Genomic DNA, 11,920 nt, shown 5'->3' with positions numbered 1-11,920 from the left:
TCCCGCCCCGGGTGGCCCAGAGCCGATCACCCATCCATGGCGGAACCTGGTTAAGGTAGCGAAGCGCGCGGCCGAGCCAGCGCCACGCCCATCGGCACGGACAGTACGTAAGAGTACGGAAAGTAGATGTACGCGCCATGACAGATGCGCAGACGACGGTAGGAGTGGTCTCCGAGTCCGGGGCCGACGAGCGGCGGGTCGCGCTGGTGCCGAAGGCGGTGGCGTCGCTGGTGGGCAGCGGCGTGGCGGTCGTGGTCGAGTCCGGCGCGGGCGAACGGGCGCTGCTGCCCGACGCGCTCTACACCGAGGCCGGCGCCACCATCGGGGACGCGTGGGCCGCCGACATCGTGGTCAAGGTCGCGCCACCGACCGCGGACGAGGTCGGCAAGCTGCACAGCGGGCAGACGCTGATCGGCTTCCTGGCGCCGCGCAACGCCGAGAACTCGATCGGCGCTTTGAAGCAGGCGGGCGTGCAGGCGTTCGCCCTGGAGGCCATCCCGCGGATCTCGCGCGCACAGGCGATGGACGCCTTGTCGTCGCAGGGCAACGTGGCCGGCTACAAGGCCGTGCTGCTGGCGGCCTCGGAGGCGACCCGGTTCTTCCCGATGCTGACGACGGCCGCCGGAACGGTGAAGCCGGCCACCGTGCTGGTGCTCGGGGTCGGGGTGGCCGGGCTGCAGGCGCTGGCGACGGCCAAGCGGCTCGGTGCCCGCACCACCGGTTACGACGTGCGGCCCGAGGTGGCCGATCAGGTGCGCTCGGTGGGCGCGCAGTGGCTCGAGCTCGGGATCTCAGAAACAATCACAGCGGCCGGCGAGGGCGGATACGCCCGCGAGCTGACCGACGAGGAGCGCGCGCAGCAGCAGCAGGCGCTGGAGAAGGCCATCAGCGGCTTCGACGTCGTGATCACCACAGCGCTGGTCCCGGGCCGTCCCGCGCCGCGGCTGGTGACGGCCGCGGCCGTGGAGGCGATGAAGCCCGGCAGCGTGGTGGTGGACCTGGCCGGCGAGACCGGCGGCAACTGCGAGCTCACCGAACCCGGCAAGACGGTCGTCAAGCACGACGTCACCATCGCGTCGCCGCTGAACCTGCCGGCGACGATGCCCGAGCACGCCTCCGAGCTCTACAGCAAGAACATCACCGCTTTGCTGGACTTGCTGCTCACCGACGGCAAGCTGGCGCCGGACTTCGACGACGAGGTCATCGCGGACTCCTGTGTGACGCGGGACTGAGAGGACTACATGTACGACGAACTGTTGGCCAACGTGGCGATCCTGGTGCTGTCCGGGTTCGTCGGGTTCGCGGTCATCTCCAAGGTGCCCAACACGCTGCACACGCCGCTGATGTCGGGCACCAACGCCATCCACGGCATCGTGGTGCTGGGCGCGCTGGTGGTGTTCGGCTCGGTCGAGCACCCCTCGCTGGCGGTGCAGATCATCCTGTTCGTGGCCGTCGTGTTCGGCACCCTGAACGTCATCGGCGGGTTCATCGTCACCGACCGGATGCTGGGCATGTTCAAGGGCAAGAAGAAACCGGTGCCCGCCGCGAGTGAGGAGCCGGCCGCCAAATGAACTACTTGGTCATCGGCCTGTACATCATTTCGTTCGCCCTGTTCATCTACGGCCTGATGGGCCTGACCGGGCCCAAAACGGCGGTGCGGGGCAACCTGATCGCCGCGGTGGGCATGGCGATCGCGGTGGCCGCGACGCTGGTCAAGATCCGCCACACCGACCAATGGGTGCTGATCATCGCCGGCCTGGTGGTGGGCGTGGTGCTCGGTGTCCCGCCGGCGCGCTACACCAAGATGACGGCGATGCCGCAGCTGGTGGCGTTCTTCAACGGCGTCGGCGGCGGCACCGTCGCGCTGATCGCGCTGTCGGAATTCATTGAGACGCAAGGCTTTTCGGCTTTCCAGCACGGTGAGTCGCCGACCGTGCACATCGTGGTGGCGTCGTTGTTCGCCGCGATCATCGGGTCGATCTCGTTCTGGGGATCGATCATCGCGTTCGGCAAGCTGCAGGAGATCATCTCGGGCGCACCGATCGGTTTCGGCAGGGCCCAGCAGCCGGTCAACCTGCTGCTGCTGGTCGCCGCGGTGGCCGCGGCGGTGGTGGTCGGGGTGCACGCCCATCCCGGCACCGGCGGGGCGTCCCTGTGGTGGATGATCGGGCTGCTGGCCGCGGCCGGCGTGCTGGGCCTGATGGTGGTGCTGCCCATCGGCGGCGCGGACATGCCCGTGGTCATCTCGCTGCTCAACGCGATGACGGGGTTGTCTGCCGCGGCCGCCGGTCTGGCGCTGAACAACACCGCGATGATCGTGGCCGGCATGATCGTCGGCGCGTCCGGCTCGATCCTGACCAACCTGATGGCCAAGGCCATGAACCGCTCGATCCCGGCGATCGTCGCCGGCGGCTTCGGCGGCGGCGGGGTGGCCCCCAGTGGCGATGGCGGGGGAGACAAGACCGTCAAGGCCACCTCGGCCGCGGACGCCGCGATCCAGATGGCCTACGCCAACCAGGTGATCGTGGTGCCGGGCTACGGCCTGGCCGTCGCGCAGGCGCAGCACGCGGTGAAGGACATGGCGGCCCTCCTGGAGGACAAGGGCGTGGAGGTCAAGTACGCCATCCACCCGGTCGCCGGCCGGATGCCCGGGCACATGAACGTGTTGCTGGCCGAGGCCGAGGTCGACTACGACGCCATGAAGGACATGGACGACATCAACGACGAGTTCGCGCGCACCGACGTCGCGATCGTCATCGGCGCCAATGACGTCACCAACCCGGCGGCCCGCAACGACGCGTCCAGCCCGATCTACGGCATGCCGATCCTCAACGTGGACAAGGCCAAGTCGGTGATCGTGCTGAAGCGATCGATGAACTCCGGGTTCGCGGGCATCGACAACCCGCTGTTCTACGGCGAGGGCACCAGCATGCTGTTCGGGGATGCGAAGAAGTCGGTGACCGAGGTCGCCGAGGAACTCAAGGCGCTATAAAGCGCTGGCGCTGGGCGTTTAAACGGGCGGGTATGCCGGCGGCGGGTACCCGTTGCCGTCGGTGACACCGCGCAAGCCCCAGGTGAGGTACCGCATGAAGAACTCGATCTCGTCGCTTCCGTCGTAATCCGGGCTCGGATCCATCGGTCCCACCTCTCGAATCTCGTTCGAGGAGGAGTCTAGTCGCATGCCCGTCGACGTGACACCCGGCGTTTTTGCTTAAACTGTCCAACCAGTTGATTGATAGTTATTCTTGGCCGAACCGGGCCTGGCCTGCCCGTACCGACGATAGTGAGAACAGATGCCCACCGACAGCGTCACACCCAATGGGCAAACGCGGCGCGAAGAGCTGCTGGCCGTCGCCACCAAGCTGTTCGCGGCGCGCGGCTATCACGGCACCCGGATGGACGACGTGGCCGACGTGATCGGCCTGAACAAGGCGACCGTCTACCACTATTACGCCAGCAAGTCGCTGATTCTGTTCGACATCTACCGCCAGGCCGCCGAGGGCACGCTGGCCGCCGTGCACGACGACCCGTCCTGGACCGCGCGCGAGGCGCTCTACCAGTACACCGTCCGGCTGCTGACCGGCATCGCCAGCGACCCCGAGCGCGCCGCGGTGTACTTCCAGGAGCAGCCCTACATCACCGAGTGGTTCACCAGCGAGCAGGTCGCCGAGGTCCGCGAGAAGGAAGCGCAGGTCTACCACCACGTGCACGGCCTGATCGACCGCGGGATCGCCAGCGGCGAGTTCTACCAGTGCGATTCGCACGTGCTTGCGCTGGGCTACATCGGCATGACGCTGGGCAGCTATCGCTGGCTGCGGCCCAGCGGGCGGCGCTCCGCCAAGGAGATCGCGGCGGAGTTCAGCACGGCGCTGCTGCGCGGACTGATCCGCGACGAGGCGATCCGCACGACCTCGCCGCTGGGGCCCTAAGCCCGTAGGTGCTTGTCGAGGAACGCGAGCTGGTCGGCGACCACCCGCTCGAACGCGTCGTCGACGTAGATCGCGAAATGGCCCTCGGGATACAGCTTGACCTCGCCGCGGGGCGCTCTGGCCGCGTGGCGCAGCGTCGTCGCCGCGGGGGCCACCGAGTCGGCCTCGCACACGCAGAACAGGATCGGGCAACCGATCTTCGGTGTCAGGCGTCCCGGGCGATAGGTGAAGACCTGCAACGCGATTCGGGCGGCGACCTCGTTGCGTACGTCGGCGCCGTCGGGCACCAGCCGCAGGTAGCCCTCGTACGCGTCGGTCGTGTTCATCAACGCGACCTCGCCGGGCCGCCCCGCCGTCGCGACCATCACCGGTGGCCGGCCCCGCTTGCTCGCGAGCACGTCGCGCACCGCCCGCGCGGTGATGCGCGCGGTGATCAGCGGGTTGGTGATGGTGCGCGCGGACGCGATGCCGTCGGTGAAGGGGCACTGGGCGACGGCCGCGGCGATGCCCGGCAGCCGCGCCGCCGTGGCGATCACGTGACCGCCGGCAAAAGACGTGCCCCACAACGCGATTCGAGCGGGATCGACACCCGGTAGGGTGCGCGCGTAGTCGACGGCCGCGGCCCAGTCGGCGAGCTGCATGCCGACGTCGAGGACCTGACGGGGCCGGCCTCCGCTGTCGCCGAAGTTGCGGTAGTCGAACACCAGGCACGCGTAGCCGGCCGCGCTGAAGCGTTCGGCGTAGGCGTCCAGGCGCATGCTCCGCACGGCGCCCAGGCCGTGGGCCATCACCAGCAGCGGCGCGGGGCCGTCGCCCGGCGGGCGGTAGAGCCAGGCGCTGATCAGGTCGTCGCCGGACGGGAACCGAAGGTCTTCGCGTGTAGTCATCAACGGTTGATTCTGCCCCCGCGGTCCACGGGCGGTCCGCAGGTATGCGCGCCCAAATTAATGGACTAGTGTCTAGAAACGTTTTGAGCGCTCAACGGACGGAGACTGTCATGGCGATCCGCGTCGCGCACGTCGGTACCGGCAACGTCGGTGGGCTGGCCCTCGCCGAACTGATCACCAACCCGCAGTTCGAGCTGACCGGGGTGTGCGTCTCCACCCCGGAAAAGGTGGGTAAGGACGCGGGCGAGCTGTGCGGCGTCGGCCTGGACGCCGGCGTGGTGACGGGCGTCGCGGCCGTCGACGACCTGGACGCCATCATCGCCGCCAAGCCCGAGTGCGTCGTCTACTGCGCGATGGGCGACACCCGGCTGCCCGAGGCCATGGCCGACGTGATGCGCATCCTGGCCGCCGGGATCAACGTCGTCGGGTCCTCGCCGGGGCTGCTGCAGTACCCGTGGGGCGTGATGCCCGACAAGTACATCGCCCGCGTGGAAGACGCTGCCAAGCAAGGCAATTCGAGCATCTTCATCAGCGGCGTCGACCCCGGGTTCGCCAACGACCTGATCCCGTTCGCGCTCGCCGGGACGTGTCAGCGCATCGAGCAGGTGCGCTGCATGGAGATTCACGACTACGCGTCCTACAACGGGACCGAGGTCATGGACTACATGGGATTCGCCAAGCCCATGGACGAGATCCCGATGCTGCTGCAGCCGGGCATCCTCAGCATCGCCTGGGGCACCGCGATCCGTCAGCTGGCGGCCGGCCTGGGCATCGAGGTCGACGAGATCACCGAGTCCTACCAGCGCGAGCCCGCGCCCGAGGACTTCGACATCGCGGTCGGCCGCGTCGCCAAGGGGACCGTGGCCGTGCTGCAGTTCGAGATCCGCGGCATGGTCAAGGGCCACCCCGCCATCGTCATCGAGCACGTCACCCGGCTGCGGCCCGACCTGCGCCCCGACCTGCCCCAGCCCGCCGCGGGCGACGGCTCCTACCGCGTCGAGATCACCGGCGAGCCGTCCTATGCGGTCGACATCATTCCCAGCAGCCGCAAGGGCGACCACAATCACGCCGCGATCGCGGGCGCCGCGGGCCGCGTCGTCAACGCCATCCCCGCGGTGATCGCGGCGCCCCCCGGCATCCGGACCACGCTCGACCTGCCGCTGGTCACCGGAAAAGGCCTTTACGCACCAAGCACTTTGGTGACCTCTTAATCGAAAGGAGCCCCCTGTGGGACGGGTAGACGGCAAAGTTGCGCTCATCAGTGGCGGTGCGCGCGGGATGGGCGCCGAGCACGCGCGGCTGCTGGCGGCCGAAGGCGCCAAGGTGGTGATCGGCGACATCCTCGACGACGAGGGAGAAGCCGTGGCCGCTGAAATCAATGCGATCGGTGACGCGGTGCGCTACGTGCACCTCGACGTCACCCAACCCGACCAGTGGGACGCCGCCGTGCAGACCGCGATCGGCGAATTCGGCAAGCTCAACGTGTTGGTCAACAACGCCGGGACCGTCGCGCTCGGCCCATTGAAGAGCTTCGATCTCGCCAAGTGGCAGAAGGTGATTGACGTCAACCTGACCGGGACGTTCCTGGGCATGCGGGTGGCCGTCGAGCCGATGATCGCGGCCGGGGGCGGCTCGATCATCAACGTCTCGTCCATCGAGGGCCTGCGCGGCGCGCCGATGGTGCATCCCTACGTCGCCTCCAAGTGGGCGGTGCGTGGCCTGGCCAAGTCCGCCGCCCTGGAACTGGCGCCGCACAACATCCGGGTCAACTCCGTGCACCCGGGCTTCATCCGCACCCCGATGACCAAGCACCTGCCCGAGGACATGGTGACCATCCCGCTCGGCCGCCCGGCCGAGTCCCGCGAGGTGTCGACCTTCATCCTGTTTTTGGCCAGCGACGAGTCGTCGTACGCCACCGGCAGCGAATTCGTCATGGACGGCGGCCTGGTCACCGACGTGCCGCACAAAAACCTGTTCTAGGGCGGTGCTATAACCGCGAGCATGCTGAGCACTTTGGCAAGCCTGGTCGGGCCGAACCACGTCGTCACCGACCCCGACGTGCTGGCGGCGCGCAGCGTCGACCACACCGGCCGTTACCGCGGGCGGGCCAGCGCGCTGGTGCGGCCGGGCTCGGGCGAGCAGGTCGCCGAGGTGCTGCGGGTGTGCCGCGACGCGGGCGCGCACGTGACGGTGCAGGGCGGCCGGACCTCGCTCGTGGCCGGCACCGTCCCCGAACACGACGACGTGTTGCTGTCCACCGAGCGGCTGCACGCCATCGGGGACGTCGACACCGTCGAGAGCCGCATCGAGGTCGGCGCCGGAGCCACCCTGGCCGCGGTGCAACGGGCTGCGGCCGCGGCCAATCTCGTGTTCGGCGTGGACCTGTCCGCCCGCGACACGGCGACCGTCGGCGGCATGGCGTCGACCAATGCCGGCGGCCTGCGCACCGTCCGGTACGGCAACATGGGCGAGCAGGTGATCGGCGTGCAGGTCGCGCTGCCCGACGGCTCGCTGCTGCGCCGCCACAGCCGGGTGCGCCGGGACAACACCGGCTATGACCTTCCGGCGCTGTTCGTGGGCGCCGAGGGCACGCTCGGCGTCATCACCGGGCTGGATCTGCGGCTGCATGCCATCCCCCCGCACCGGGTGACCGCCATCTGCGGATTCGCCGACCTCGACGCGCTGGTGGCCGCCGGCCGGATCTTCCGCGACGTGGATGGCATCGCGGCCCTGGAATTGATCGACGGCCGGGCCGCCGCGCTGACCCGCGAGCATCGCGGCGTCGGGGCCCCGGTCACCGGGGACTGGCTGCTGCTGGTGGAGCTGGCCGCCGACCATGACCAGACCGAGCGCCTCGCCGACTTGCTCGACAACGTGCCGATGCGCGGCGAGCCGGCGGTGGGCGTGGATCTCGTTGCGCAGCAACGGTTGTGGCAGGTGCGCGAATCGCTGGCCGAGGTGCTGGGCGTGTACGGTCCGCCGCTGAAGTTCGACGTGTCGCTGCCGTTGTCGGCGATCAGCGAATTCGAAAGGCACGCCGTTGAATTGGTCGCTATTCACGCCCCAGGGGCGCTGCCGGTGCTGTTCGGGCATATCGGCGAGGGCAACCTGCACCTGAACGTATTGCGTTGCCCGGGCGAGCAAGAGCGGGCGCTCTATGAGCCGATGATGGACCTCATCGCGCGGTGCGGCGGCAACGTCAGCTCCGAGCACGGCGTCGGCAGCCGCAAGCGGCCCTACCTCGCGATGTCACGCGAGCCCGCGGACATCGCCGCGATGCGCACGCTCAAGGCGGCGCTGGACCCGACGGGGTATCTCAACGCCGCGGTGTTGTTCGAGTAGGCGAGCATGAAGCCGGAAGAAGGCACGCCCCTAACTGCTGCGATAATCGCGTCGGTCTCTGCGCCGTCAGGCGGAGACGACCTTCTGCCGACTGTCTGGGCGGTAACATCGGAATAGCCAAAGCGATTTAGCGGGACCGCGCGGTCGCAAGTACGACATGGCCGAGTCCTGCATCGCGAAGCTTCATCGACAGTCGTCAATGATTCATAAACGATGCTTGCCATCGTTCGCGCCGAGCCGTGGGGCCGAGAACCCGCAAAGCTTTGTGGCCGCACTTGGACGAAATCCTGAGCACGGTGTGCCAGTGAGTACTAGGAGGCGGGGCAGAGCTCAGAACGGAGGCTCCTCGTCGTCAGGCTGATCCATCGTGTCGACATTTGAGCTCTCATTCAAGGGCTGCTCGCGCTGCGGTGGCGCCCAAACCGCTGACAGTTTCGCCGCGTTCAGCGGGGCCCCCTCTCGCCATGCGGCTTCGAAGTCGGGGTCGGAAGCGTTGGGACGGTAGCGTTCGTCGAGTTCCTCAACTTCTACGAGCACGGGGATTTCAGCGGCAGCTCCGAGGAGTAACGCCGTGCGAGCAGGATATGCCGACACTTCGTTGACAAGGTCGCCAAGCGAATCCGGTACCAACCGTCGGATTAGATCTTGATCGCGGGCGTTGACTATTCGATGGACAAGGAATGTATTGCATTGGGAAAGAACAGTTTCAGATAGCTCACTTGGCCTTTGCGAGGAGACAACTAGTGATAGACCAAACTTGCGCCCTTCCCTGCCGATGCGCTCGAACGCCTCGCGACACAAGTCGGCCATCCCGGTTGATACCTCGTCCAGCGAGCTGTCGGCGTGTCGTCGCACTAATGCGTGGGCTTCTTCGATCGCGAGAATCACCGGTGCCGCACCCTCAACACGACGTCCTCGCTCCAGAACCTCGAGAACGGACCGGGCGATGACGCTGGCTATTACGTGTTGAGCTTGAGAAGGTATTAAACTCAAGTCAAGAATCGAAATTTGACCTTTTGGGCTTGTACCTATGAGGTCGTCGATCCATTTCGCGAGTGTCTCGTCGTCGCGGTAAGCGCACACGTTATTCATGCGGTGGTCGCTCATTGCGACCGTTAGCCTGTCCTGCATCGGGGCTACCCAGCTTGCGACATCGGCGCCAGCATGGACGCCAATGAGCTCGATCAATTGAACAAGATCCAGCGCATCGAACGGGGTCGGCGTGTCGACGCTAGACACGTCACCCACCATGCTTGGAACACCAAGTGCCGTAAGCGCATCGTCGAATGCTGAGCACAATTGACGGCATTCCTCTACCGACGGACCAGTAACTCCCAATACCCATGGATAGCGTGGGTCATTGCCTCGCTTCGGGTTTAGGACTGCGGAGATGACCGTATAAAGTGCGCGAAGTTCATCCACCGCCTTATCGCCAGCCGCGTCATGCACAGCCTTGCACGACTTCATGATTCGGTCCAAGTCCGAAAGCTTGGCCGCGACGTCCTTCGTGAAAACGCGCTCAGATTGGAATTCGAGAATTATTCGACGTCCCGCAACGACCGTTACAACGCCCTGGGGTACCCCGCCATATGCCGACGTCCGCAATATATGGAGCGCTTGGCGGAGAACCGGCGCCTGGCTACGTCCGCTCGCCGCGGCAAACGCGGACCACTCGCGAAAGCTCCATAACCAGTAGGGAACTCGCAAAGTTTCAACAGTCCCGTCAGGATCGGGTTCGACGGTGTAGCGCCGGACCGGTACGGATGCCTCAAGATCGGCAAAGGTCCGTCCATATTCGCCGTTAAGATCGAGAATGATGGCGCGGAATGTCCCGCCTTCTTCGGTAGCTAGAGTTGCGCTCGCTCGCAACATATGCGCAAGCGAGCACGACTTCCCGCTGCCTGTGTTGCCAAGGATTGCGAGGTGGCGTCCGAAAAGGCGATTAGGGCTCAATACGACCGGACTGTCGCCCGCCATTGGCGCGGTCCCGATGCGAACACCGCCACTGGCGATTAGCGGTACGGCAAGTGCAGCTTCCGATCCAGTGGGGAGTCGAACGGGATCTCCGACGGTGGGAAATGTAAGCGCGCCGCGTTCGAGAGCGAGAACGCCGCTCGCATCGCGACGTACCAGACCGAGTGCCATTGCCCTCAGCCGGCGCCCAGCAGAGGGCAGGCCCAGTATGTTCGAGTCTTGCCGGGAGTGTGCGAGAGTTGGCTTGTCGACAATGCCTAGCCATAGCACGATCGCCAAAATCACCCCCGCCTCGCATGGCAGTGCAACGAACCCGTTTACAGTCGGGAAACGTTGAAGTACCCCTTGACTAATGGAGGTCCCGTGCGGTGCCTCGACGTCGAGTTCTACGGTGACGACCGAGGGCGTCACTTCGACTACATGCCCAACCACGAGTGATTCTTGACTGACGGGATCCCAGGATCTCCCGTCGATCATGATTTGTCGCCCCCTTCTTGGTCCTCAGTGTGGGCTGCGCCTACCTGTGAACCAATTAAGGGGGACGTTCCTGGCCAGGGCAGCCAGTTTTCCGTCAGCCGAGCAATATTCGCGAAAGATGGCCCCAACATCAGACTCACTTGTCCCGTTCGGCGATAGGTGTCAATGAATCTGCTTATGCGCTCGCCGTCATCGGAAAATGCGATGATGAGAAGGTGTGCACTAGGAATAGTCAGCATGTCATGGATAACACGGTTGATGTGGTCGTCGCCGAAGCTGTAACCATAAGTCACTAGGGTGCTATTCGGCCGGCAAGCAGCGGCCGAAAAGTCCCGGAATAGGTCGGCATATGGATACAGAGATGTCTCAACATCTTTGGCTGCGTTTGGGTAAATGAGAAGTTCGTCGGCAAGCACACTTGATGCCGTTCCAAAGGTAGATGGCTCGCGAACGACCTGGTGCTCGTGTTGAATCCAGCGCCAATCCAGCGAGCCGTGCAGCTTTGTCAGTCGAAACACACCGTCGAGGTGCCGGGGTTCCTTGTAGCTGCCCGGCGGCGAGTAGTGGTAGTCGATCTCAAGTCGAGATGATCGGAACACCGGCTCGAGTGATCCGATAAACCTGTCGAGGAGTCTGAAGCCAGCCTGATCAGCTCCCCACTCGATGACCCTGTCGTAGTTTGTCGTGAAGATTTGCACCCGATCGCGGGTGGGAACTCGGCCTACGAATGTCGCCAAAAACGATGTGAGGAGATTGACTGCGCGTATGCCACCGTTCGACGCGTCATGAGAGTGTGCGCGGATGCCAGCCTCAATGGCCACAACCGAGTCGCGCACCGAGCTGAGAACATTGTCGATCGCCTCCCGCAGGACTGCGGCGCGGCTGTCACGCAGTATCGAGAGGCCGGCATGCGTCTGCAATGCGACGCGAAGTCTGTCTTCCACATTTGGTTGCTCGCCTCGGCCGCTTGCCCGCGCCGATGCGACGGCCGCCGTCTCCAGCATCTCGTCCAACTCGGCATTGCCGGTCGTGATCTCTGCGTTAAGGTCGGCCGTGGTGTCGACGTCCGCTGCGATCGCTAAGCCAGTGGTGAGCCCCGATCCGACGAGAAGGTTCAGGTGTTCGCTCTGTAATAGGGAGGCAATGAATGATTCAACATAGCGACGAGGTGGCAGGGGGTCACCAGGCGCCCATTTACGCTCGCCGAGTATCAAGCGATCTGCAGGAAGCAGTGGCCGCGAACCAGGGTCGTCGCTGTTGTTGCCGGACACAAGAATCATCCCTCCAAACGCGAAGAGGACATGGCTGCGC

Annotated in this window: 11 protein-coding genes; 7 read left to right on the top strand and 4 right to left on the bottom strand. The window is 65.5% G+C overall.

What is annotated here, in order from left to right:
• Nucleotides 1–137 precede the first annotated feature (137 nt).
• From K883_RS07860 to K883_RS07850, 3 genes are read left to right on the top strand one after another with little or no spacing between them, the layout of a single operon-like run.
• Nucleotides 138–1,232 (top strand): Re/Si-specific NAD(P)(+) transhydrogenase subunit alpha, encoded by a 1,095-nt coding sequence (locus K883_RS07860; RefSeq protein WP_036429568.1) that lies wholly within the window; start codon nucleotides 138–140, stop codon nucleotides 1,230–1,232.
• Nucleotides 1,233–1,241: 9 nt separating this feature from the next.
• Nucleotides 1,242–1,571: an NAD(P) transhydrogenase subunit alpha part 2 gene (locus tag K883_RS07855; RefSeq protein WP_008262035.1), complete on the top strand. Its 330-nt coding sequence runs from the start codon at nucleotides 1,242–1,244 to the stop codon at nucleotides 1,569–1,571.
• Nucleotides 1,568–2,992 carry an NAD(P)(+) transhydrogenase (Re/Si-specific) subunit beta gene (locus K883_RS07850; protein ID WP_008262033.1) on the top strand — a complete coding sequence of 475 codons (1,425 nt, stop codon included), beginning with the start codon at nucleotides 1,568–1,570 and terminating at the stop codon, nucleotides 2,990–2,992. Before K883_RS07855 ends, K883_RS07850 begins: the two co-directional genes overlap by 4 nt.
• Before the next feature lie 18 nt (nucleotides 2,993–3,010).
• Here the strand turns inward: K883_RS07850 and K883_RS27455 are convergent, their stop codons facing one another.
• On the bottom strand, nucleotides 3,011–3,136 hold the full coding sequence (locus K883_RS27455) for a hypothetical protein (protein ID WP_003874194.1): 126 nt from the start codon (nucleotides 3,134–3,136) through the stop codon (nucleotides 3,011–3,013).
• 157 nt (nucleotides 3,137–3,293) lie between these two features.
• Between K883_RS27455 and K883_RS07845 the strand changes: the two genes are divergently transcribed.
• A complete protein-coding gene (locus K883_RS07845) occupies nucleotides 3,294–3,929 on the top strand; it encodes a TetR/AcrR family transcriptional regulator (RefSeq protein ID WP_008262031.1) in 636 nt (211 codons plus the stop codon).
• Here K883_RS07845 and K883_RS07840 read toward each other — a convergent pair.
• On the bottom strand, nucleotides 3,926–4,816 hold the full coding sequence (locus K883_RS07840) for an alpha/beta hydrolase (RefSeq protein ID WP_020823842.1): 891 nt from the start codon (nucleotides 4,814–4,816) through the stop codon (nucleotides 3,926–3,928). The genes K883_RS07845 and K883_RS07840 overlap by 4 nt on opposite strands.
• A gap of 110 nt (nucleotides 4,817–4,926) precedes the next feature.
• Between K883_RS07840 and K883_RS07835 the strand changes: the two genes are divergently transcribed.
• From K883_RS07835 to K883_RS07825, 3 genes are read left to right on the top strand one after another with little or no spacing between them, the layout of a single operon-like run.
• Complete coding sequence (locus K883_RS07835) at nucleotides 4,927–6,027, top strand: NAD(P)H-dependent amine dehydrogenase family protein (RefSeq protein ID WP_008262029.1); 1,101 nt, start codon at nucleotides 4,927–4,929, stop codon at nucleotides 6,025–6,027.
• Between the two features lie 16 nt (nucleotides 6,028–6,043).
• Complete coding sequence (locus K883_RS07830) at nucleotides 6,044–6,796, top strand: glucose 1-dehydrogenase (RefSeq protein ID WP_008262027.1); 753 nt, start codon at nucleotides 6,044–6,046, stop codon at nucleotides 6,794–6,796.
• A 21-nt stretch (nucleotides 6,797–6,817) separates the two neighbouring features.
• Nucleotides 6,818–8,158 carry an FAD-binding oxidoreductase gene (locus tag K883_RS07825; protein ID WP_020823841.1) on the top strand — a complete coding sequence of 447 codons (1,341 nt, stop codon included), beginning with the start codon at nucleotides 6,818–6,820 and terminating at the stop codon, nucleotides 8,156–8,158.
• Between the two features lie 330 nt (nucleotides 8,159–8,488).
• Here K883_RS07825 and K883_RS26560 read toward each other — a convergent pair whose 3' ends face one another.
• Entirely contained in the window at nucleotides 8,489–10,303 is a 1,815-nt protein-coding gene (locus K883_RS26560) for an ATP-binding protein (protein WP_255358942.1), read from the bottom strand.
• A 302-nt stretch (nucleotides 10,304–10,605) separates the two neighbouring features.
• Nucleotides 10,606–11,889, bottom strand: a complete 1,284-nt coding sequence (locus tag K883_RS26555; protein ID WP_081656354.1) for an SIR2 family protein — start codon at nucleotides 11,887–11,889, stop codon at nucleotides 10,606–10,608.
• Between the last annotated feature and the right edge of the window lie 31 nt (nucleotides 11,890–11,920).

Origin of the sequence: Mycobacterium sp. TKK-01-0059, assembly GCF_000709305.1 — a bacterium.
GTDB classification, from domain to species: domain Bacteria; phylum Actinomycetota; class Actinomycetes; order Mycobacteriales; family Mycobacteriaceae; genus Mycobacterium; species Mycobacterium intracellulare.
The sequence above is the reverse complement of the archived record's forward strand: the minus strand, read 5'-3'. Positions and strand labels throughout refer to the sequence as shown.